At 70.7% G+C, this 19,966-nt stretch carries 18 protein-coding genes; 10 read left to right on the top strand and 8 right to left on the bottom strand.

Annotated features, from left to right (window positions below; genetic code table 11):
• Nucleotides 1-88: 88 nt before the first annotated feature.
• Nucleotides 89-865: an IclR family transcriptional regulator gene (locus ESP57_RS09340; protein WP_129231330.1), complete on the bottom strand. Its 777-nt coding sequence runs from the start codon at nucleotides 863-865 to the stop codon at nucleotides 89-91.
• Nucleotides 866-1,079: 214 nt separating this feature from the next.
• Between ESP57_RS09340 and ESP57_RS09345 the strand changes: the two genes are divergently transcribed.
• The 5 genes from ESP57_RS09345 to ESP57_RS09365 all read left to right on the top strand — a co-directional run bounded on the left by ESP57_RS09345 (nucleotide 1,080) and on the right by ESP57_RS09365 (nucleotide 6,292).
• The gene (locus tag ESP57_RS09345) at nucleotides 1,080-1,670 is read left to right on the top strand and encodes a DJ-1/PfpI family protein (RefSeq protein ID WP_129231331.1); all 591 of its coding nucleotides are present in this window, start codon (nucleotides 1,080-1,082) and stop codon (nucleotides 1,668-1,670) included.
• A gap of 79 nt (nucleotides 1,671-1,749) precedes the next feature.
• A complete protein-coding gene (locus ESP57_RS09350; protein ID WP_129231332.1) occupies nucleotides 1,750-2,919 on the top strand; it encodes an NYN domain-containing protein in 1,170 nt (389 codons plus the stop codon).
• Between the two features lie 104 nt (nucleotides 2,920-3,023).
• Complete coding sequence (locus tag ESP57_RS09355) at nucleotides 3,024-4,058, top strand: NAD(P)-dependent alcohol dehydrogenase (RefSeq protein WP_129231666.1); 1,035 nt, start codon at nucleotides 3,024-3,026, stop codon at nucleotides 4,056-4,058.
• Nucleotides 4,059-4,146: 88 nt separating this feature from the next.
• Entirely contained in the window at nucleotides 4,147-4,884 is a 738-nt protein-coding gene (locus tag ESP57_RS09360; RefSeq protein ID WP_115959128.1) for a FadR/GntR family transcriptional regulator, read from the top strand.
• Nucleotides 4,885-4,909: 25 nt separating this feature from the next.
• Nucleotides 4,910-6,292, top strand: a complete 1,383-nt coding sequence (locus ESP57_RS09365; protein ID WP_056006362.1) for an alpha-hydroxy acid oxidase — start codon at nucleotides 4,910-4,912, stop codon at nucleotides 6,290-6,292.
• Here ESP57_RS09365 and ESP57_RS09370 read toward each other — a convergent pair.
• From ESP57_RS09370 to ESP57_RS09380, 3 genes are read right to left on the bottom strand one after another with little or no spacing between them, the layout of a single operon-like run.
• Complete coding sequence (locus ESP57_RS09370) at nucleotides 6,282-6,809, bottom strand: hypothetical protein (RefSeq protein WP_056006365.1); 528 nt, start codon at nucleotides 6,807-6,809, stop codon at nucleotides 6,282-6,284. The two genes, ESP57_RS09365 and ESP57_RS09370, sit on opposite strands and share 11 nt — an antisense overlap.
• A 3-nt stretch (nucleotides 6,810-6,812) precedes the next feature.
• Complete coding sequence (locus tag ESP57_RS09375) at nucleotides 6,813-7,160, bottom strand: hypothetical protein (RefSeq protein WP_056006368.1); 348 nt, start codon at nucleotides 7,158-7,160, stop codon at nucleotides 6,813-6,815.
• Nucleotides 7,141-7,521, bottom strand: a complete 381-nt coding sequence (locus ESP57_RS09380) for a hypothetical protein (RefSeq protein WP_199470624.1) — start codon at nucleotides 7,519-7,521, stop codon at nucleotides 7,141-7,143. Before ESP57_RS09380 ends, ESP57_RS09375 begins: the two co-directional genes overlap by 20 nt.
• A 251-nt stretch (nucleotides 7,522-7,772) precedes the next feature.
• On the opposite strand from ESP57_RS09380, the gene ESP57_RS09385 reads away from it, so the two are divergent.
• On the top strand, nucleotides 7,773-9,536 hold the full coding sequence (locus ESP57_RS09385) for a SulP family inorganic anion transporter (protein ID WP_129231333.1): 1,764 nt from the start codon (nucleotides 7,773-7,775) through the stop codon (nucleotides 9,534-9,536).
• On the opposite strand, the gene ESP57_RS09390 is transcribed toward ESP57_RS09385, so the two are convergent.
• The 4 genes from ESP57_RS09390 to ESP57_RS09405 form a co-directional block, all read right to left on the bottom strand.
• On the bottom strand, nucleotides 9,537-10,520 hold the full coding sequence (locus ESP57_RS09390; protein WP_129231334.1) for an endonuclease/exonuclease/phosphatase family protein: 984 nt from the start codon (nucleotides 10,518-10,520) through the stop codon (nucleotides 9,537-9,539).
• Between the two features lie 122 nt (nucleotides 10,521-10,642).
• Nucleotides 10,643-12,946, bottom strand: a complete 2,304-nt coding sequence (locus ESP57_RS09395; RefSeq protein WP_129231335.1) for a glycoside hydrolase family 3 C-terminal domain-containing protein — start codon at nucleotides 12,944-12,946, stop codon at nucleotides 10,643-10,645.
• Entirely contained in the window at nucleotides 12,943-13,725 is a 783-nt protein-coding gene (locus ESP57_RS09400; protein WP_129231336.1) for a phosphatase PAP2 family protein, read from the bottom strand. Before ESP57_RS09400 ends, ESP57_RS09395 begins: the two co-directional genes overlap by 4 nt.
• On the bottom strand, nucleotides 13,725-15,041 hold the full coding sequence (locus ESP57_RS09405) for an MFS transporter (RefSeq protein WP_115959144.1): 1,317 nt from the start codon (nucleotides 15,039-15,041) through the stop codon (nucleotides 13,725-13,727). Before ESP57_RS09405 ends, ESP57_RS09400 begins: the two co-directional genes overlap by 1 nt.
• An 89-nt stretch (nucleotides 15,042-15,130) precedes the next feature.
• On the opposite strand from ESP57_RS09405, the gene ESP57_RS09410 reads away from it, so the two are divergent.
• The 4 genes from ESP57_RS09410 to ESP57_RS09425 all read left to right on the top strand — a co-directional run bounded on the left by ESP57_RS09410 (nucleotide 15,131) and on the right by ESP57_RS09425 (nucleotide 19,904).
• Nucleotides 15,131-15,709 carry a TetR/AcrR family transcriptional regulator gene (locus ESP57_RS09410; RefSeq protein ID WP_115959146.1) on the top strand — a complete coding sequence of 193 codons (579 nt, stop codon included), beginning with the start codon at nucleotides 15,131-15,133 and terminating at the stop codon, nucleotides 15,707-15,709.
• A 4-nt stretch (nucleotides 15,710-15,713) separates the two neighbouring features.
• On the top strand, nucleotides 15,714-16,925 hold the full coding sequence (locus ESP57_RS09415; RefSeq protein WP_115959148.1) for an ROK family protein: 1,212 nt from the start codon (nucleotides 15,714-15,716) through the stop codon (nucleotides 16,923-16,925).
• Between the two features lie 168 nt (nucleotides 16,926-17,093).
• Nucleotides 17,094-18,410, top strand: a complete 1,317-nt coding sequence (locus ESP57_RS09420) for an MFS transporter (protein ID WP_243648471.1) — start codon at nucleotides 17,094-17,096, stop codon at nucleotides 18,408-18,410.
• 12 nt (nucleotides 18,411-18,422) lie between these two features.
• On the top strand, nucleotides 18,423-19,904 hold the full coding sequence (locus ESP57_RS09425; protein ID WP_129231337.1) for a carboxylesterase/lipase family protein: 1,482 nt from the start codon (nucleotides 18,423-18,425) through the stop codon (nucleotides 19,902-19,904).
• Nucleotides 19,905-19,966 lie beyond the last annotated feature (62 nt).

A 19,966-nucleotide genomic window follows, 5' to 3' on the forward strand; every position in this document is an offset into this window, starting at 1 on the left:
CGAACGCCTGCGACCGACATCCGAAGCCAACCGCACCGAGTCGGCGGGTGTTCCCGGATTTGCGAGATCACCGCATGCGACGCGGGACTCAGCCGGAGAGCCGTGCCGAGACCTGCCACGCGCCGCGGCGCACCGCACGCTCGAGCTGCGTCGACCGGGCGGCGAAGTCCTTCGCCTGCACCGAGACCGAGACCGCGCCGACGGTGCGGCCCGCAGCCGATCGCACCGGCGCCGCGATGCACGCGAGCTTCGGCAGGTACTCCTCGATCTCGACGGCGAGCTGCTGGGCTCGGATCTCGTCGAGCTGGTCGTTCAGCGCCGCGGCGTCCGTGATGCTCGACGCGGTGAGGCGCGTCGGCGAGTGCCGTTCGAGGAACCGGGCGACCCCTGCATCGTCGCGGGAGGCCAGCATGAGCTTGCCGAACGCGGTCGCGTGCGACGCCTCGGAGAAGCCCACGTGCAGCTGCCCGATGCGGGGGTGCGCCGCCGAGTCCTCGATGTGCGCCACGGCGATGTCGTCGCCCCGGAAGACCGTGAGGTACGCGGGTGCGCCGACCGCGTCGTGCATCGCGCGCAACACCTGTCGCACCGGGTCGGTCGCGACGAGCTGGTACTGCAGTGCGCGGCCGAGCTGGTCGACCGTGCGGCCGAGGATGTAGCGGTGCTCCCCCGACTGGCGCGCGAGGTAGTCCTGGCGGTGCAGCGTCGCGAGCAGGCGGTAGGTCGTCGACTGCCCGAGGCCGAGCCGCTGGGCGATCTCGGCGGCGGTCAGGCCGGTGGGCGCCGCGCCGACGAGCTCGAGGATACGCAGGACGCGCTCGGCCGACTGGATGCCCGCGCCGCCATGACGCTCCTCTGCGCTCATGCCCCGATGCTACGCCGGGCCCGGGGCCCGCGATACGGGCCGGCCGCGGCGAGCGCGGCGGATCCAGGGGCGTTTCGCACATAGTGCGAACGAGGTGTGACACCGGCGGATCGGCGGGCGCAGACTCAGCCCGTCGACGCAGACGCGGCGGCCCGCCCGAGTCGCCGACCCGCGGCATCCGTACAGCGAAGTACACACCCCGGAGGTACCCCTCATGACCAAGATCCTCATCATCACCGGCGACGCCGCAGAGACGCTCGAGGTGCTCTACCCCTACGAGCGCCTGAAGGAGGAGGGATTCGAGGTGCACATCGGCGCGCCCGAGGTTCGCAAGCTGCAGTTCGTCGTGCACGACTTCGTCGACGGCTTCGACACGTACACCGAGAAGCTCGGCCACACCTGGCCCGCGGATGTCGCGCTCGCCGACGTCGACCCGTCCGACTACGCCGCGATCGTCATCCCCGGCGGCCGCGCGCCCGAGTACCTGCGCAACAACGAGGACGCGAAGCGCATCGTGCGTCACTTCTTCGCGACGGATGCCCCGGTGGCGGCCACCTGTCACGGACCCCTGCTGCTCGCGGCGGCCGGGGTGCTCGCCGGACGCACCTCGTCGATCTACCCCGAGCTGGCGATCGACCTCGAGGTCGTCGGCGCGTCCTTCGAGAACGGCGGCGGCGTGATCGACGGCAACCTCGTCACGTCGCGCGCCTGGCCCGACAACGGCAGGTGGATGAAGGCGTTCCTCGGCGTGCTCGACGCCGCGGGGGTCCGGGCCGCGAGCGAACTCGCCGCGGCATCCGCCTGACGCCGTCCCGGGGGTGCCTTCGGGTCGCGCACAGCCCGCGGGCGTAGCATCGAAGGCACACCCCCGATGGAAGGTCTTCATGCCCATCTCGGCAGAACCCCGCGTGGCCCTGTACTTCGATTTCGACAACATCGTCATCTCGCGCTACGACCAACTGCACGGCGATCCTGGCTCGCGCAGGGTCAGCGCGTACCGCAAGGACACCTCGACGAGCAAGGCACCCGCCGCCGGATCGGAGACGGCGAAGAAGCTCGCCGAGGCGACGGTCGACGTCGACGCCGTGCTCGACTTCGCCGCGACGTTCGGCACGATCGCGATCGCCCGCGCCTACGCCGACTGGTCGACGCCCGTGAACGCGAGCTACCGCGGCCAGCTCATCGACCGAGCCGTCGACCTCGTGCAGCTCTTCCCACTCTCGGCGACGAAGAACGGCGCCGACATCCGCCTCGCGGTCGACGCCGTGGAAGACATGTTCCGCATCGACGACCTCACCCACATCGTGATCGTCGCGGGCGACTCCGACTACGTCGCCCTCGCGCAGAAGGCGAAACGCCTCGGCCGCTACGTCGTCGGCATCGGCGTCGCGGGCGGCACGAGCCGTGCGCTCACGGCGGCCTGCGACGAGTACGCCGACTACGACACCCTGCTCGCGACGGATGCCGCGGTCGCCGAAGACGAGGCAGCGGATGCCGCGGCGCACGCAGCCCCAGAGGCACCTGCCGCCCCACCGGCGACGGGCCGCCGGTCGCGGGCGAAGTCCGCGGCACCCGAGGCGACCGAACCGGCCGCGACCGACGCGCCGACGGAGCAGGTCGCGGAGGCGGCCCCCGCGCCGAACCGACGGCGCCGCGCCACGTCGAAGTCCGTCGCGGAGGCGGCGGGCACGTCGGCAGTCGAGAAGCCCGAGACGAACGAGGCGCCCGAACCGCCCGCGAAGCGCGCGTCGGCCCGGGCCCTGCAGTTCGTCGCACCGACCGACCACGCGCCGGCCGACGAACCCGCCGGCGGCAGCCCCCGCAACCCCAGCCGCCTGCTGCTCAAGGCGCTTGAATTGCTCCACGCGAAGAACGACGAGGAGTGGCAGTCGTCGAGCACGGTGAAGAACCAGATGATGCGCATGGATCCGAGCTTCCAGGAGCGCCGCCTCGGCTTCGCCTCGTTCACCGAGTTCTTGAAGTCGCGTGGCGGCGTGGTCGAGCTCGACGAGACCGGCCGCGGCCGGGTGCGGCTCCGACCGACGAAGGACTGACCCCGCGGCATCCGCTCACTGCCGTTCACCGACACCGTTCAGGCCCGGGGAGAAGACTGGGGGTGTCCGGCGTACTGGACGCCGGAGTCGAACGGGAGGGTGCCATGAAGGCGGTGCAGTATCGGACCATCGGCGGATCACCGGAGGTCGTCGAGATCGAGGTTCCGGAGCCCGGACCGGGCGAGGTGCGGTTGAAGGTGACCGCCGCCGGTGCCTGCCACTCCGACAGCTTCGTGATGGGCCTGACCGAGGAGCAGTACACTTACGGCCTGCCGCTCACGCTCGGTCATGAGGGCACCGGCATCGTCGACAAGCTCGGCGACGGCGTCACGGGCGTCGCGATCGGCGACTCGGTCGCGGTCTACGGGCCCCAGGGCTGCGGGCGCTGCTACCAGTGCGCTCAGGGCAAGGAGAACTACTGCGAGCGCGCCGCCGAGCTCGGCATCGCTCCTCCCGGCCTCGGAGCGCCCGGGGCGATGGCCGAGTACATGATCGTGCGGAGCGATCGGCACCTGCTGTCGCTCGGCGACCTCGACCCCGTGCAGAACGTCGCACTCACCGACGCGGGGCTCACGCCGTACCACGCGATCAAGATGTCGCTGCCGAAGCTCGTGCCCGGCTCGACCGCCGTCGTGATCGGCGCCGGCGGGCTCGGTCACGTCGCGATCCAGATCCTGCGGGCGATCACCCCGTCGACGGTCATCGCACTCGACCTCGGCGAGGAGAAGCTCGCGCTCGCCCGCGAGGTCGGGGCTCACCACGCCTTCGCCTCCGATGCCGACGCCGCAGAGCGGATCCGCGAGGCCACGGGCGGACGCCCCGTGACCGCGGTGTTCGACTTCGTCGCCATCCAGCCCACCATCGATCTCGGCCGCAGCGTGGCCGGCGTCGAGAGCGACCACGTGATCGTCGGGGTCGGCGCCGGGATGCTGCCGGTCGGCATGCTCGGCGCACCCTACGACTCGACCGTGCGAGCGCCCTACTGGGGATCCCGCGCCGAGCTGTTCGAGGTGTTCGACCTCGCCCGCGCCGGACTCGTGAAGGTCGAGACCGAGGTGTTCCCGATCGACGAGGCGCCCGAGGCCTACCGACGCCTGCACGACGGCACGCTGCGCGGGCGCGCGATCATCGTGCCGTAGCGCGTCCGCGCCGAACTCGACCCGACCTGTGGTCTGACCACACATGCTACTGTGGTCAGACCACAGGCACGCGGAGAGGACGATCGGCATGGGCGCTGAGACATCCGATGCACCGCGCGCCTGGCGAATCGTGCTCGAGCACGTCGAGACGCAATTGCTCGAGGGCGCCCTGCGCCCCGGCGATCGCCTGCCCGGCGAGCGCGCCCTCTCCGCCGAACTCGGCGTCGGCCGCTCGAGCGTCCGCGAGGCCCTCCGCGTGCTCGAGGTGCTCGGACTCATCCGAACCTCGGCGGGCTCGGGCCCGACGTCGGGCGCCATCATCATCGCGACGCCCGGCGGCGGCATGTCGGCCCTCATGCGCCTGCAGGTCGCCGCGAGCGGCTTCCCCGTCGCCGACATCGTGCGCACGCGCCTCATCCTCGAGAGCTCGGTCGCCGGCGACCTCGCCGAGGCCACGGCACCCGCGGGGGCCGCGCCCGACCTCGCGCCCGCCGAGCTCCTGCTCGACGCGATGGACTCCCCGGGCCTCACGCCCACCGAGTTCCTCGCCCTCGACGCCGCCTTCCACCTCGCCCTCGCCGAAGCCTCCGGCAACCAGGTGATCACCGCGACGATGGCAGGCCTCCGCAGCGGCATCGAGGGGTACGCCCTCGAGGGCGTCGCCGCGATCGCCGACTGGCACGCGACATCCGCTCGCCTGCGAGGTGAGCACCGCGGCATCGTCGAGGCCATCCAGCGAGCGGATGCCGCCACCGCCCGCACCCGAACCCACGACCACATCTCGGGCTACTACGCCGAGACGTTCGTCGACACCCCGACCGCCTGAAGTGACGAGAGAGAGCAGCACGCCAATGGTCCAGCGCCAGTTCCCGAACCCCAAGGAGCTCGCCGAGCTCATGCGCTTCAAGGCGCCGACGCTGAATGCCAAGCAGCGCCGCCTCGACAAGGCGCTGACGATCTCCGACCTCCGCGACATCGCGAAGCGCCGCACGCCGAAGGCGCCGTTCGACTACACCGAGGGCGCCGCCGAAGGCGAGATCTCGCTCGCCCGCGCGCGCCAGGCGTTCGAGGACATCGAGTTCCACCCGGCGATCCTGCGCAACGTGCCCGTGGTGGACATGAGCCGCGAGGTGCTCGGCGGGCCGACCGCCATGCCGTTCGGCATCGCGCCCACGGGCTTCACGCGCATGATGCAGACCGAGGGCGAGACCGCGGGCGCAGGCGCGGCGGGTGCGGCCGGCATCCCGTTCACCCTCTCGACCATGGGCACGACCTCGATCGAAGACGTGAAGGCCGCGAACCCGAACGGTCGCAACTGGTTCCAGCTCTACGTGATGCGCGACCGCGAGAAGTCCTACGAGCTCGTGCGCCGCGCGGCCGCCGCGGGCTTCGACACCCTCTTCTTCACGGTCGACACCCCGGTCGCCGGTGCTCGCCTGCGCGACACGCGCAACGGCTTCTCGATCCCGCCGCAGCTCACCCCCGCGACCGTCGTCAACGCGATCCCCCGCCCCGAGTGGTGGATCAACTTCCTCACCACCCCGAAGCTCGAGTTCGCCTCGCTCTCCTCGACCGGCGGCACCGTCGGCGAGCTCATCGACGGCATGTTCGACCCCACCATCTCGTTCGAGGACCTCGAGACGATCCGCGCCATGTGGCCCGGCAAGATCGTCGTCAAGGGCGTGCAGACCGTGCAGGACGCGCAGATCCTCGCCGGCAAGGGCGTCGACGGCATCGTGCTCTCCAACCACGGCGGCCGCCAGCTCGACCGCGCGCCGATCCCCTTCCACCTCCTGCCGCATGTCGTGCGCGAGGTCGGCTCCGACATGGAGGTGCACCTCGACACCGGCATCATGTCGGGCGCCGACATCGTGGCATCCGTCGCCCTCGGCGCCCGCTTCACCCTCATCGGCCGCGCCTACCTCTACGGCCTCATGGCCGGCGGACGCGAGGGCGTCGACAAGACGATCTCGATCCTCTCGACGCAGATCGCCCGCACGATGAAGCTGCTCGAGGTGTCGACGCTCGACGAGCTCGGCCCGCAGCACGTCACGCAGCTGTCGCGCTTCACGGCGCTGCCGAAGCCGATGACGGATGCCGCGGAGCAGGCCGTTGCTGCGAAGCCGAAGACGGTGCGCGCGCCCCGTGCCGCCGGTTCGGCGGCGAAGTCGACCACGAAGTCCGCCGCCGCCAAGTCGGCGACTGCCGCGAAGCCCGCGACCGTCAAGAAGTAGCGCGGCCGGCCGCCGACGAGCCGTGCGCTCGTCGGCGGTTCGCCGCCTGCCGCCTGTCCTGCCGCCGGTCCTGTCGTCGTTCGTCGTCGGTCGGCGTCGTCACAGCGGCGACGATCGTTCCCCGCGCCACCGTCTTGGCCATCTTCTGCGCCTGCTTCGCCTGTGCGCGACGCCGCTTGATCAGTCTCGCCCTGGCCTCGGCCCGCTCGTCGGCGTCCAGCAGCCCCGCCAACGGCGGCTGCTTGTCTCCACGGCGCAGACCGCTGATGCGGGTGGCGCGCTCGAGCCCGGCGACTGCGGAGTCCGCGCGTCGTGCTGCGCGGCGCGGGTCGGCCCGGCGTTCGGCCTCGGCGGCTCTCCGGGCGGCCCTCGCCTCGGCGACGGCCCGTTCGAGCCATGCCCGCTGGGTGCCCTTGGGCAGCTCCTTCGCGAGACGTCGCACCTCGGACTCCGCCCGCTTCGACTGCGCGATCGCGCGCTTCGCCGTGGCGCGCTCGGCTCGCGTGGCTGCGGCCATCGATCAGCCCTCGTCGATCAGGCTCAGGAGCCGGTTGGCTGCGTCGCGGATCTCGTCGTGGTCGTACTGGCCGGCGCGACTCTCGAGCGAGATCACACCGCAGCGGTGCACCTTGCGGAAGTCGCCATACGGGAACGAATACGCCTCCTTCGTCTCCTCGTCGGCCTCGTCGTCGATGCCGAGGTGCCAGTGGCGGAACTCGGTCCACCCCTCGCGTTCGATGAACGCGTTCTCCTCGTCGGCCGTGGGGGCGTCCTCGCTCCAGGCATCGCGTTCGTCGCGCACCACGTCGCCGTCGCGCACGAGCGATCGCGCGTGGCGCAGCGCCGTCTCATTCAGTCGGATCGCCATCGTCGCGTTCCTCCTCTCCGCCCGCGCGGCTGACGCGGACACGTTCCGGTCTACGCGAGGCGCGGGGGCCGCGACAAGGGGTTGCGGATCGCGTCCGAGCGAGTGCAGCACGGGATCGGAGGAACCAGACGAGCATGAGCAGGGAGGAGACGACGTAGAAGGAGTGCAGGAACCAGATCGGACCGAACGGCAGGCTGAACACGTACGCGGAGTACACCGCATTGCCGACGTTCGTGATCGCGAGGTTGCCGAGGCTGTACGACGCGAGGTCCTTCGTGCGCACGGCCTTCGCCAGCATGGGCACGTAGCTCATGGCGAAGAGGCCGGTCGAGACGACGCCGGCGAATACGGCGAGATCCATGGAAGCGACGGTACGGATCGCGCCCAAGCGCGGCATCGGGAGAATCCCCCAACCCGGTGCGCGATTCCGCTCCAGTCCATCAGGGCGTGCTCGTAGGCGCACGAGTCACGCCGAGATGACGCGTGTCGTCGCTTCACGAACTCGATGGCGACAACTCGCGTCATCTCGACCGCGTCCGTGCCCACCGAGTGAGCCCGCGCGAGCGCCCACCCTATGATGAGCGCGGGGAATCGATGAGCGCAGGGGGTCGCATGTCCGATGGTGCTGGCGAGACCGCGCCCGACGCCGGCAAGCGGGGCCTGCCCGCACCGATACGCCGCTACTTCGCGCGCTTCGGCACGCGCCGCACGGTGCTCGCCGACGCCCGCGCCGGTCTCGTGCTCGGCATCGAGAGCATCCCCGACGGTCTCGCATCGGGCGTCCTCGCCGGGGTGAATCCGGTCTACGGGCTCTACGGCTACCTCTTCGGCACGCTCGGCGGCGCCCTCGCGACCGGGTCGGTCTTCATGTCGGTGCAGGCGACCGGCGCGATGTCGGTCATGATCGCCGACGTGCCCGCGGTCGTCGACTCCGACCGCCAGGGGGTCGCGGTCGCGACGCTCGCCCTGCTCACCGGCATCATCATGCTCGGCCTCGGGCTAGCACGCCTCGGCTCGCTCGTGCGCTTCATCCCGACGGCGGTGCTCGTCGGATTCGTCAACGCCGTGGCCGTGAACATCGTGCTCGGCCAGCTCTCGAACCTCACCGGCTACGAGGGCGAGGGCCCGAACCGGATCATGCGCAGCCTCGACATCCTGCTGCACCTCCCCTCGATCCACTGGCAGAGCCTCCTGCTCGGCGTGGTCACCGCGGCACTCATCCTCGTGCTGGAGCGCACCTTCCTCGGACCGCTCTCGCTCGTCGTCGCGGTCGCCGCTGCGTCAGCACTGACCCTCATCCCCTGGTTCGGCGGCGTGGCGATCGTCGGCGACATCACCGAGGTGCCGAACGCCGTGCCGATGCCGGCCCTGCCTGACTTCGCGCTGACCGCCGAACTCCTCATCCCGGCGCTGTCCCTGGCACTCGTCGGCCTCGTGCAGGGGGCCGCGATCTCCGGGGCCACGCCGAACCCCGACGGCCGCTACCCCGACCCGTCTGCGGACTTCCGCGGCCAGGGCGTCGCCAACCTCGCGAGCGGACTCTTCCAGGGCCTGCCGGTGGGCGGCTCGATGTCGGCGACCGCGATCGTCCGCGCGGCCGGCGCGAAGAGCGCGCTGGCGAACGTGTTCACCGCGGTCGTGATGGTGATCGGCATCCTCGCGCTCGGCGGTGTGATCTCGCAGGTCGCGATGCCCGCCCTCGCCGCGCTCCTCATCCTCGTCGGCGTGCGCACCTTCAAGCCGCGCGACCTCGCGATGGTGTGGCGCACGGGGCGCATCCAGGCGAGCGTGCTCGGCGTCACCTTCGTGCTCACCCTCATCGTGCCGCTGCAGTACGCGGTGCTCGTGGGCGTCGGCCTCGCGGTCGTGCTGCACGTCGCCCGGCAGTCGAACCGCGTCGTCGTGCGCCGCTGGGTCTACGACGCGTCGAGTCCGCACCCCATCGAGACCGAACCGCCGAACCGCGTCGAGGCGGGTGAGATCGTCGTGCTCGTGCCGTACGGCAGCCTGTTCTTCGCCGCGGCGCCCATCTTCGCCGCGCAGCTTCCCGAGGTGCCCGATCGCTGCGAGCGCGCCGCCGTGGTGCTTCGCCTCCGCGGCACCGACGAGCTCGGCGCGACCTTCATCCGCGTCGTCACGCGCTACGCCGAGCAGCTGCGCGCCGCCGGAGGGACGCTCGTCCTCGTCGGGCTCAGCCCCCGCGTGATGAACCAGCTCGAGACGACCGGGGCGATCGACGCGATCGGACGCGACCGGGTGTTCCCCGCGACGCCGCGCATCGGGGATTCGCTCGACGCAGGGCTCGCGTCGGCACGCGCCTTCGCCGGCGAGCCCGGGGCGTCCGACGCATCCGGCGCATCGGGCGACGCCCGCTGACTACTCGAGGTTCAGTGTCGCGACGACCGCGAGGTGGTCGCCGCCGCCGACCTGCGTCGTCGTGTTCGAGACGACCTCCATGCCGCGCTGGAACACGTGGTCGAGGCGAACGACGGGAGCGACGGCCGGCCAGGTGAAGCCGAAGCCGCCGCCCGTCTGGTTCGCCTCCGCGAGTTGCGCGGTGATCTCGCCGAGCGCCCGGTCCGACGAGCCCGCGTTGAAGTCGCCGATCGCGACGACGCGGGCGTTCTCATCGCGCGCCAGGTGCTCGCCGAGGTTCGCGAGCATGACGTCGCGTTCGCCACTCGCCGCAGGCCGAGCGGATGCCGCGTGCACGACGTAGATGCTCACCGGCCCGCTCGGCGTCCCGAGGTCGGCGGCGAGCCCGCGCTTCCAGCCGAGGCCGAGATCGAGCATCTGGGCGTTCTCGATCGGGAACACGCTCCAGACGCCGACCGTGCCGACGCCGTAGCGATGCGGGTAGACCTCGTCGAGCACCGAGCCGGCCGCCTCGCGCGACTCGGCGTCCATCTCCTGCAGCGCGACCACGTCGGCGCCGGTGGCCGCCAGCGCCGCGGCGGAGTCGGCGGCCGTGCCGGAGCCGGCCTCGACGTTCTGGCTCGCCACCGTGAGCTGCGAGTCCGTCGCCGAAGCGGCCGTCCACGAGAGCGGGACGACCGACGGCACGAACACGAGGCACCAGACGACAGCGGCAAGCACGACCGTGGCGATCGCGGCACGGCTTCGCGCGACGAACGCGCCGACGAGGAGCAGCGGCACGACGAGCCCGAGCCACGGGAGCGCCGTGTCGACGATGAGGCCGAGGCCCGCGACATCCGGTACGAGGGCATGGAACATGAGCACGAGTGCGAGGGCGGCACCGAGCAGCGCCGTGAACCGGGCGAGTCCCACCCGACGGCGTCGGGCCGGCTGAGGCCTCGCGGGGCCGCCGGCGGCGGGCTCGGGCGGCGCGATCACGGTCATCGGACCATCCTCGCCGCCGTGTCTGTGCGATTGCCCATCACGACGACGACCACCCCGAGCGCGCGGTGACGGCGAACGGCCGCCCCTCGTGAGGGACGGCCGTTCGGTTCCGCTGCGGTCGACTACGCCTGCTGCGAGTTCGAGAGGTCGATCAGCTGCTGGATCTGCTCGGGCGTCACCGGAACGCCCGGGAAGCCCGCGAGCTTGCCGATCGGGAACGACGCCATCATCTTGTCGAGCCCGCCCTCGTCGAAGATGTCGGTATCGGCCATGCCCGACGCGAACGAGCCCATCGCCTGCATGACGATCGGCCCGGCGATCGGGTCGGCCGCGAGCTCGGCGATCGACGACTCGAGCGAGAGCGGGATTCGCACCTGCTCGCCCTCGACCTCGACGACGGCGCTCAGACGGATGTCGCGGCTCGACGCGCCGACCTCGACGCTGTAGGCGCCGGGCTCGACGATCCAGCGGTCGACGCGGATGTCCCAGTACGCGAGGTCCTCGCCCCGAACGGCGATCTCGACCTGGCGCGATTCGCCGGCCTCGAGGGCGACGTTGGCGAAGGCCTTGATCTCGCGCGGGGCGCGCTGCACGCCCGAGGCGGCGAGGCCCGTGTAGACCTGCACGACCTCGCGACCGGCGCGGTCGCCGGTGTTCGTCACCGTGACGCGCACCGTGATGCCTGATGCATCCGCTGCCACCGACAGGTCGGAGTAGCCGAAGGTCGTGTACGACAGGCCGTGGCCGAACGGGTAGCGCACCTCGGCGTCGCGGGCGTCGTACCAGCGGTAGCCCACGAAGAGGCCCTCGCCGTAGCGCACGTGGCCGAAGTCGCCCGGGAAGTTCAGGTACGCGGGGGTGTCCGACAGCTTCAGCGGGATGGTCTCCGCGAGACGACCCGAGGGGTTCACGGCGCCGTAGAGCACGTCGGCGATGGCGGAGCCGCCGGCCTGGCCGCCGAGCCAGCCCTCGAGGATCGCGGGCACGTCATCGGCGAACGGCAGTTCGACGACGCCGCCGTTGGCGAGCACGACGACCGTGCGCGGGTTCGCCGCGACGACGGCCTCGAGCAGCGCGAGCTGCTCCGCCGGCAGGTGCAGGTCGTCGCGGTCGAAGCCCTCGGACTCGTACGAACCCGGCAGGCCGAGGAACAGCACGACGACGTCCTTCGACGAGGCGAGCTCGACGGCGGGGGCGACGAGGGCGGCGCCGTCGGAACCGTCGGTCGTGAAGCCGGCGGCGAACGCGACGTTCGCCTGACCCGCGTACTCGGTGATCGCGTCGAGCGCGTTGTCGAGCTTCGTCGGGTTGATGAGCGAAGAGCCGGCGCCCTGGTAGCGCGGCTTCTCGGCGAACGCGCCGATGACGGCGACCGAGGTCGCGGCGTCGAGCGGCAGGATCGCGTCGTCGTTCTTCAACAGCACGGCGCCGCGGCCCGCGGCCTCGCGAGCGAGGGCGTGGTGCGCGTCGACGTCGTAGGCGGCGTCGACCGAGCCTGCCGAAGAGCGGGCTCCGGCGACGGCCTTCTGCACGAGCTCGACGACGCGGCGTGCGCCGAGGTCGAGGGCCGACTCGTCGAGCGAGCCGTCGGCGACGGCCGCGAGGAGTGCAGCCGCGGAGCGGCCGTCGGACGACGGCATCTCGAGGTCGAGGCCGGCGGGCAGGCCGACGACGCGGTCGTTGACGGCTCCCCAGTCGCTGACGACGAGACCCTCGAAGCCCCAGTCGTCGCGGAGCACCGTGTTCAGCAGCCACGGGTCTTCGCTCGTATAGACGCCGTTCAGGCGGTTGTACGAGCACATGACGGTCCACGGCTGCGCATCTTCGACGACACGCTGGAAGCCGCGCAGGTAGATCTCGCGCAGCGGCCGCGGGTCGACGTCGCTCGACGAGCTCATGCGCTCGTGCTCCTGGTTGTTCGCCGCGAAGTGCTTGAGCGAACCGCCGACGCCCTGCGACTGCAGGCCGTTCACGAGGGCGGCGCCGAGCACGCCCGAGACGATCGGGTCCTCGGAGAGGTACTCGAAGTTGCGGCCGCACAGGGGCGAGCGCTTGATGTTGACGCCCGGGCCGAGCAGCACGCCGACACCTTCGGCGCGCGCCTCCTCGCCGAGGGCCGTTCCGACACGCTCGAGCAGCTCGGGGTCGAAGGTCGAACCGAGGGCGACGGCCGGCGGGAAGCACGTGGCCGGCACGCTGTCGCCGATGCCGAGGTGGTCGGCGCTGCCCTTCTGCAGGCGCACGCCGTGCGGGCCATCGGTGAGCACGATCGCGGGGATGCCGGCGCGCTCGATGCCCTGCGTCGTCCAGAAGCTCGCGCCGCTCGTGAGCGACGCCTTCTCCTCGAGCGTGAGCTCCGCCACGATGTCGGCGGCGGGGGCGTCGAGGCCGAGGGCGGTGCCGGTGGTGTTCAGGGTGTCCGTCATGATGCTCCTTCTGTAGCCGGTGCTTCGATACTCCGCCGGAAGAGTGGTTTTCCGTAGTCCTTCTGCAGCAGGGTCGCGAAGGCCCACCACAGGATGAGCGTCGCCGAGGCTCCGCCGATGATGCCGAAGAGCGCGTCCGAGAACCAGTGCGCGTTGATCAGCGTGCGCTGCCAGATCATGCCGACCACGAGCAACGCGCCGATGATCCACCACACGAGTCGCTTCGCGGGCGGGAACAGGGCGGCGACCGCGACGAGCAGGATGCCGGTGCTCACGGCATGTCCAGAGGGGAACGAGCCGTGGTCGACCTCGAACAGCGGCCCGTAGAGGCCGTTCGCGAGGTCGTCGGCCGGGCGGGGCCGATCGACGAGGTTCTTGGTGAGCTGCGACACGCCGAAGTTGCCCACGAGCTCGGCGGCGAGGAAGAACAGCGCCGACCGCCAGCGGCGGATCACGAAGAGCCAGATCGGGATGAGCAGCAGCGTCAGCACCGCACCCGGGATCTGCCCGAGGTGCTGGAACAGCATCGGCAGGGCCCAGGTCTCTCCGCCCGTGCCCGGCTCGAGTCCGGCGAGGGCGCGCCACGCGTCGTCGATGCCCTGCGTGAACGGGCTCTCGGGGTTCGCGGCCACGGCGAGGCCGAAGGCTGCGAAGAGCGCCATGCCGACGAGGCCGGTCACGAGCAACGAGCGAGGCCGACGAGCAGCGGATGCCCCGGGCTCACCCGCCACGGGCGGCGTCACGACGGCCGAGGCCGAAGGGGCGGCGGCATCCGACATCACTTCACCGCCTTGATCGGCCAGACGGCGAAGGCGCCGAGGATCGAGAGCACGATCGCGACGGGGAAGAGGCCCTCGAAGCCGAACGCGAGCACGATCGCACCGGCGACGCCCGGCGCGAGGGTCTGCGGCAGGGTCGCCGCGATGTTCACGACCCCGAGGTCCTTCGCGAAGGACTTCGCGGACGGCAGCACCTCGCTCATGAGCGCGGTGTCGACGGCCTGGAACATGCCGAACCCGAGGCCGGAGATGAAGGTCATGATCATCCACGCGGTGAGGTCGGGCCAGACCCACGGCAGCAGGAACGCCAGGCCGGTGACGGCCGAGGAGACGAAGACGAAGATCTTGCGGCGACCGAGCTTGTCGGAGAGCGGGCCTGAGACGATGGTCGCAATGAGGATGCCGGCGAGGCTGATGAGGCCGAGCATCGGGATGACGTCCTGCGGCCGCTCGACGCCGAAGTAGTCGGTGAGCAGGTAGAGCTGGTACCCGGTGACGGCGAAGTAGCCCGTGTAGAGCAGCAGCCGGCCGGTGAACGCCCAGAAGAAGTCGGGGTGCTTGATCGGGCTGACCCAGAAGGTCCGGAGGAAGTCGCCGAACTTGAAGGGCTCCGGCTCGAGATCCTTCGAGGAGTAGTCGGGGTTGAAGACGATGAACAGCGACAGCATGAGGAGGGAGAACACCGCGAAGGTCACGTAGCCGGCGGCGATGCTGCCGTAGAACATCGATCCGACGATCTGGCCGCCGAGCGCCCCCACCATGAGGCCGATGCCCGAGAGCGTCGCGAACGTGCCGCGACGTTTGACCGGCACCCGGTCGGGCATGACCGCACTGAGTGGGCCCTGCGCGAAGTTGTAGGTGATCTGCACGAGGGTCCAGGCGATGACGACGCCGACGAGGCTGTCCGCGAAGGCGAGGCCGACGAGGGCGAGGCCACCCGCGAGCGCACCCATGAAGATCCACGGGGCGCGACGGCCGAATCGCGAGCGCGTGCGGTCGGAGATCTGGCCGGCGATCGGCTGGGCGAGCATCGAGAAGAACGCGCCGATCGTCATCACGATGGCGAGATTCGCGATCTTGTCGGCCTCGCCGAACTGCGCGGCGATCTGGGCGGGCAACAGGATGCCGGGAACGGCGCCCCAGATGAGGAAGATGCCGAGGTTCGCGGGGATGATCCAGCCCATCAGGCGGCGAACGCCCTTGATCGGGGTGGGCGGGTCTTCATTGCCGGCGGCCTCTTCGAAGAAGGCGAGGGCCTCCTCGGGTTCGTCGAGGCGTGGGTCGGCTGCAGGCTGGGGGGTCGACGCCGTTGTCATGTGCGGTCCTTTCAGAGCCTCGACAGCGAGGCGGGGTGGCAAAACCATACATCGCTCGGTTTTCAACCGCAAGCGACTACCATTCAGGTATGGCACGCAGAGGTTCATACGCGAAAGGCGTCGCGAAGCGCGAGGAGATCCTCACCACGGCGCTCGACGTCATCGCACGCAACGGCTACCGTCGCACGAGCGTGCGCGAGCTCGCCGACGCGGTCGGCCTCAGCCAGGCCGGCCTGCTCCACTACTTCTCGTCGAAGGAGGAGCTCTTCCAGGAGATCCTCCGCAAGCGCGACGAGGTCGACACCGAGGGCATCGACTTCCAGACGAATCAGTCGATCGAGGTGTTCTTCCAGGTGATCCGGCACAACTCCGAGGTGCCGGGCCTCGTGCAGCTCTACGCCCAGTTGTCGACCGAGGCCTGCGACGCCGACCACCCGGCTCACGAGTTCTTCGTCAAGCGCTACGACGCGTTCCGCGCCGTCTTCGGCGACATGCTGCGCAGTGAGCAGGCGGCGGGCCGCCTCGACCCCGATCTCGACCTCGACCGCATCGGCAACCTCTTCCTCGCGGCCGCCGACGGCCTGCAGACGCAGTGGATGCTCGACCCCTCGATCGACATGGCCGAGCACGTCGCCTATCTCTGGCACCTCATCACCCGCAAGGCCTGAGCGGATGCCTCGCCTCCCGCGATCGCTCGTCTCCGGCGACGTGCGCCGGCACAACCTGACGCTCGTGCTCGAGCACATCGTGCGCTCCGGCCCGAGCGCGCGCAGCGAGATCGCCGAGGCGACGGGGCTCACCCGCGGTGCCGTGACCGCGCTCGCGGCTGCGCTCACCGAAGCGGGCGTGCTCCGTGAGACCGATCCGGTCGCGAGCGGCAAGGGCCGCCCGATCACGAGGCTCGAGCTCGCGGCATCCGACCTCGCCGTGCTCGTCGCGCAGGTCGACGCCGACACCGCCACCGCACTGCTGACCACCCTCGCCGGTGACGAGCTGTTCCGGGTCTCCGCGCGGCACGGCCGCCCGATGGGCGAGCCCGACGCCGTGCTCGACGTGCTCGCCTCGGTGGTCGCCGAGGCGCTCGGCGTCGCTTCCGGGCTCGGTCGCCGAGTGGTCGAGATGCCGGTCGTCGTCTTCGCCCCGGTCGGCGGCGAACCGCCCGTCGTACTGGCCGACACCGACCTCGGGTGGGGCGAGGTCGATGTCATCGGCGGATTACGCTCGCGCCTTCCGTCGCTTCCCGCGACGATGAGCCTCGAGTCCGACGCCTGGCTCGCCGCACTCGCAGAACGCTCGGTGCTCGAGAGCACCGAGAGCATGCTCTACATCAAGAGCAACTCGGGCATCGGAGGCGCCATCCTCCTGGAGGGGCGACTCGTCGAAGGTGCACACGGAGTGGGCGGGGCGCTCGGCCACATCGTCATCGTGCCCGACGGCGAGCCCTGCGAGTGCGGCCAGAGCGGATGCCTCGTGACCGTCGCCGGCCCCGACGTGCTGCTCGAGCGGGCGGGCCTCGCCGGTCTCGTGGCCGAGCGCGGCCTCGCCACGGCGATCGACGAGCTCTCGTCGCAGATCGCTGCCGGAGCGACGCCCGCCGCCGCGGCATGGGACGACGCCCTGCCGTGGATCGCGCGTTCACTCCAGGTGCTCTCGATGGCGACCGACCCCGACGCCATCGTCATCGGCGGCTTCTGGGCAGCGCACACCGCATCGATCGAGCAGGCGTTCCGGGCGAATCGGCCGACGCTCGCCGGACCACGTGCGGGCGCTCCCGCGATTCCCGCAGTGGTGGCCGGCCGGCTCGGCGCGGATGCCGCGCTGTTCGGTGCCGTGTGGGCGGCTCGCGACGCGGTGCTCGCCGATCCGGGCCGCCTCGGCGTCTGACACCACCCCGGGCCGGGACCGGGGCGATGCGGGGACGCCTGTCCACGCTTTTAGTTCAACGGTTGAATTCCAACGGGATTCGGCGCATACTCATTGCCGAGCGCCATTCGGTTTTCGCTCGGATGAGCGCGCCCCCAGCAGGCAGTTCTCAATGAAGAGGAGCCACCCTTGTCCATCCAACCCCCAGCCCCGGGCGACCCCGCCGCCCTCCTCGCCCCCACCGGGGCCATCTCGTCGACCGAACCGCTCCCCGGCGAAGCACCGGCGAGCCCGCCGCCCACCAAGCGCACGCTCCCCGGCATCCTGCTCGTCGCCCTCACGCTCTTCGGCACCTACGGCGGCCTGATCGCGATCCTCCTTCCCCTCCAGGTCGCGATCATCGACGAGGCGAACAAGGTCGCGAACCTCGCCTTCGTCTCGACGATCTCGTTCGTGTTCACGCTCTTCGCCCAGCCGATCGTCGGAGCGATCAGCGACCGCACACGCTCGCGCTTCGGGCGCCGCGCACCGTGGATGGTCGGCGGGTCGCTCATCGGCGGCGTGCTCCTGCTGGGCATGGGCTTCCTCGACTCGATCGTCTGGATCGCGATCTTCTGGGTGCTCATCCAGGTTTCGCTGAATGCCATCCAGGGGCCGCTCTCGGCGATCACGCCCGACCGGTTCCCGCGCGACAAGCGCGGCGCCGCGAGTGCCATGTTCGGCATCGGCATGCAGGTCGGCATGACCCTCGGCATCATGGTCGCCGGGCAGTTCGCCGCGAACTTCGGCATGGGCTACGCCGTCTTCGGCATCGCCATCATCGTCGTCACCGTGGCGTACGTCGTGATCGACCGCGACTGGTCGTCGAAGGAGGCCGCCGTCGAGCCGTGGAGCTGGAAGGCGTTCTTCGGCGGCTTCTGGATCGACCCGCGTACGAACCCCGACTTCTTCTGGGCGTTCACGGCCCGATTCCTGCTCATGCTCGGCTACTTCGTCGTGGCTGCGTTCCAGTTCTACATCCTGACCGACTACATCGGCATGGAGCTCGTGGACGCGACCGGGGCCGTCGTCACCCTGACGCTCGTGGCGCTCGTGCCGACGCTCGTCGCCATCGCGGTCTCGGGCTGGTGGAGCGACAAGGCCGGCCGGCGCAAGGTCTTCATCTACGTGGCGTCGGCCGTCATGGTCGTGGGCTTCATCATGCCGCTCCTCATGCCGGACATGACCGGCATGATCGCGATGAGCGTGATCAACGGCATCGGCTTCGGTCTCTACATGTCCGTCGACACCGCACTCATGACCGAGGTCCTGCCCGGCGGAGGTTCCGCGGCCGCCAAGGACCTCGGCATCCTGAACATCGCCACCAACATCCCCCAGGCCATGAGCGCCGCGATCGCCGGCATCATCATCGGTACGCTCGGCGGATATCCGATGCTGTTCGTCTTCGGCGGCGTCTTCGTCATCATCGCGGCTCTGGCAGTCATCCCCATCAAGAGCGTTCGTTAGGAGCACCACCCCATGACCCAGACCAGCACCGGTACCTTCGTCGAGGTCGACACCACCGCGGGCCGCGTTCGCGGCGCCTGGCGCGGAGAGGCCGGCGAGGCATCCGCTTCGGCCGCATTCCTCGGCATCCCCTTCGCCGAGGCGCCCGTCGGCGACCTGCGCTTCGCCGCCCCGGTGCCGAAGGCGCCGTGGGAGGGCGTGCGCGACGCGCTCGAGTTCGGCGCAACCGCGCAGCGCGGCGACCCCGGCGTGACGCTCATCCCCGAGCCCAGCGTGCCCGGCGACTCGACGCTCAACGTGAACGTCTTCACTCCGGCACCGTCGACCGACGCGGCGCTGCCGGTGCTGGTCTGGATCCACGGCGGCGGCTTCTTCGCCGGTTCGCCCGCGAGCCTCTGGTACGACGGCGGGCGCTTCAACCGCGACGGCGTCGTGACCGTGACGATCTCGTACCGCCTCGGGTTCGACGGCTTCGGCTGGATCTCCGATGCCCCGTCGAACCGCGGCGTCCGCGACTGGCTCCTCGCCCTCCAGTGGGTGCAGGAGAACATCGCGTCCTTCGGCGGCGACCCGTCGCGCGTGACCATCGCCGGCCAATCGGCCGGCGGCGGCGCCGTGCTCACCCTGCTCGGCATGGAGTCGGCGCAGCACCTCTTCCAGGGGGTCTACGCGATCTCCGGCGCCCTCGCCGACGTCACGCCGGCGCGTGGCGAGAAGTTCGGCCGTGAGCTCGCAGCGGCCGGCGGCGTCGAGCCGACGGTCGCCGGGTTCTCGAGCCTCTCCGAAGACCGCATCCTCGAGCTGCAGAAGAAGGCGACCGAACTCGGCCCCGACTCCCTGCAGAGCATGATCGACGAGGGGCTGGGCCTCGGCCCGGCGATCGACGGCGAGCTGCTCACCCGCTCGACGAAGGACTCGCTCGCGGCGGGGGTCGGCTCCGACAAGCCCCTCGTCATCGGCGCCACCGACGATGAGTTCACGATGGCCTTCGCCGAGGCCGAGAAGAAGCTCCGCTGGATCCCGAAGTCGCTGATGCTGAAGAAGCTCGGCATGCCGAAGGCGAAGCTGAAGCCCTACCTCGCGGCGAACGCCGAGGTCGCCGGCAAGGGCACGGCGCGCATCGCGGGCCGGTTCCTCACCGACCAGATGTTCCGCACCGCACTGATCAAGATCGTCGCGCTGCGCGGCGACGCACCGACGTGGGTGTACCGGTTCTCATGGCCGTCGGGCACGTTCGGCTTCGCCGAGCACTGCCTCGACGTGCCGTTCTTCTTCGACTGCCTCGACTCCATCGCGATGGAGCCGCTCGCGGGGCCGAACCCACCGCAGCGCCTCGCCGACGAGGTCCACGGCGGCGCCGTGGCGTTCATCACGACGGGCGATCCGGGCTGGCCGCGGTACTCGGAGGCCGAGCGGACGACGCGCGTCTACGACACCCCGTCGACCGTGGTGGCCGACGGCTACGCCAGCGTGCGTCCGCTGCTCGCCGGCTGATCCGGTCGCGCGCCGGGGCCTTCGGGTCGTGTACCCCGAACGGGGTACGTGACCCGGAGGCC

This window comes from Agromyces fucosus, assembly GCF_004134865.1.
Lineage (GTDB): Bacteria > Actinomycetota > Actinomycetes > Actinomycetales > Microbacteriaceae > Agromyces > Agromyces fucosus.

Bases quoted from the DNA above. Each gene is read 5' to 3' on its own strand.
- ESP57_RS09340 (WP_129231330.1), bottom strand. From the start codon at position 865: ATGAGCGCAGAGGAGCGTCATGGCGGCGCGGGCATCCAGTCGGCCGAG.
- ESP57_RS09345 (WP_129231331.1), top strand. From the start codon at position 1,080: ATGACCAAGATCCTCATCATCACCGGCGACGCCGCAGAGACGCTCGAG.
- ESP57_RS09350 (WP_129231332.1), top strand. From the start codon at position 1,750: ATGCCCATCTCGGCAGAACCCCGCGTGGCCCTGTACTTCGATTTCGAC.
- ESP57_RS09355 (WP_129231666.1), top strand. From the start codon at position 3,024: ATGAAGGCGGTGCAGTATCGGACCATCGGCGGATCACCGGAGGTCGTC.
- ESP57_RS09360 (WP_115959128.1), top strand. From the start codon at position 4,147: ATGGGCGCTGAGACATCCGATGCACCGCGCGCCTGGCGAATCGTGCTC.
- ESP57_RS09365 (WP_056006362.1), top strand. From the start codon at position 4,910: ATGGTCCAGCGCCAGTTCCCGAACCCCAAGGAGCTCGCCGAGCTCATG.
- ESP57_RS09370 (WP_056006365.1), bottom strand. From the start codon at position 6,809: ATGGCCGCAGCCACGCGAGCCGAGCGCGCCACGGCGAAGCGCGCGATC.
- ESP57_RS09375 (WP_056006368.1), bottom strand. From the start codon at position 7,160: ATGGCGATCCGACTGAATGAGACGGCGCTGCGCCACGCGCGATCGCTC.
- ESP57_RS09380 (WP_199470624.1), bottom strand. From the start codon at position 7,521: ATGGATCTCGCCGTATTCGCCGGCGTCGTCTCGACCGGCCTCTTCGCC.
- ESP57_RS09385 (WP_129231333.1), top strand. From the start codon at position 7,773: ATGTCCGATGGTGCTGGCGAGACCGCGCCCGACGCCGGCAAGCGGGGC.
- ESP57_RS09390 (WP_129231334.1), bottom strand. From the start codon at position 10,520: ATGACCGTGATCGCGCCGCCCGAGCCCGCCGCCGGCGGCCCCGCGAGG.
- ESP57_RS09395 (WP_129231335.1), bottom strand. From the start codon at position 12,946: ATGACGGACACCCTGAACACCACCGGCACCGCCCTCGGCCTCGACGCC.
- ESP57_RS09400 (WP_129231336.1), bottom strand. From the start codon at position 13,725: ATGTCGGATGCCGCCGCCCCTTCGGCCTCGGCCGTCGTGACGCCGCCC.
- ESP57_RS09405 (WP_115959144.1), bottom strand. From the start codon at position 15,041: ATGACAACGGCGTCGACCCCCCAGCCTGCAGCCGACCCACGCCTCGAC.
- ESP57_RS09410 (WP_115959146.1), top strand. From the start codon at position 15,131: ATGGCACGCAGAGGTTCATACGCGAAAGGCGTCGCGAAGCGCGAGGAG.
- ESP57_RS09415 (WP_115959148.1), top strand. From the start codon at position 15,714: ATGCCTCGCCTCCCGCGATCGCTCGTCTCCGGCGACGTGCGCCGGCAC.
- ESP57_RS09425 (WP_129231337.1), top strand. From the start codon at position 18,423: ATGACCCAGACCAGCACCGGTACCTTCGTCGAGGTCGACACCACCGCG.